General features: G+C 55.9%; 1 rRNA gene. It reads left to right on the forward strand.

What is annotated here, in order from left to right:
• Positions 1 to 1,027: ribosomal RNA gene (locus ACZ7CF_RS42200) — 23S ribosomal RNA — on the forward strand; the annotation flags it as partial.
• Positions 1,028 to 1,070 lie beyond the last annotated feature (43 nt).

The raw sequence follows: 1,070 nt of genomic DNA on the forward strand, positions 1-1,070 counted from the left end.
GGCGAAGCTGAGAACTTAAGCGCCAGTAAACGGCGGTGGTAACTATAACCATCCTAAGGTAGCGAAATTCCTTGTCGGGTAAGTTCCGACCTGCACGAATGGCGTAACGACTTCTCGACTGTCTCAACCGCAGGCCCGGCGAAATTGCATTACGAGTAAAGATGCTCGTTACGCGCGGCAGGACGGAAAGACCCCGGGACCTTTACTATAGCTTGGTATTGGTGTTCGATTCGGCTTGTGTAGGATAGGTGGGAGACTGTGAAGCGGCCACGCCAGTGGTTGTGGAGTCATCGTTGAAATACCACTCTGGTCGTATTGGATGTCTAACCTCGGTCCGTGATCCGGATCAGGGACAGTGCCTGGTGGGTAGTTTAACTGGGGCGGTTGCCTCCCAAAGAGTAACGGAGGCGCTCAAAGGTTCCCTCAGCCTGGTTGGCAATCAGGTGTCGAGTGCAAGTGCACAAGGGAGCTTGACTGTGAGACTGACGGGTCGAGCAGGGACGAAAGTCGGAACTAGTGATCCGGCCATGGCTTGTGGAAGCGTGGTCGCTCAACGGATAAAAGGTACCCCGGGGATAACAGGCTGATCTTGCCCAAGAGTCCATATCGACGGCATGGTTTGGCACCTCGATGTCGGCTCGTCGCATCCTGGGGCTGGAGTAGGTCCCAAGGGTTGGGCTGTTCGCCCATTAAAGCGGTACGCGAGCTGGGTTTAGAACGTCGTGAGACAGTTCGGTCCCTATCCGCCGCGCGCGTAGGATACTTGAGGAAGGCTGTCCCTAGTACGAGAGGACCGGGACGGACGGACCGCTGGTGTGCCAGTTGTTCTGCCAAGAGCATTGCTGGTTGGCTACGTTCGGAAGGGATAACCGCTGAAGGCATCTAAGCGGGAAGCTCGTTCCAAGATGAGGTATCCCACCCTTTGTGGGTTAAGGCCCCCAGCTAGACCACTGGGTTGATAGGCCAGAGGTGGAAGACCGGTAACGGTTGGAGCTGACTGGTACTAATAGGCCGAGGACTTGTTACGAAGACGCTACGCATCCACTGTGCGGTTCTGGAAGAACAACCAG

The organism is Lentzea sp. NPDC036955, from assembly GCF_055608005.1.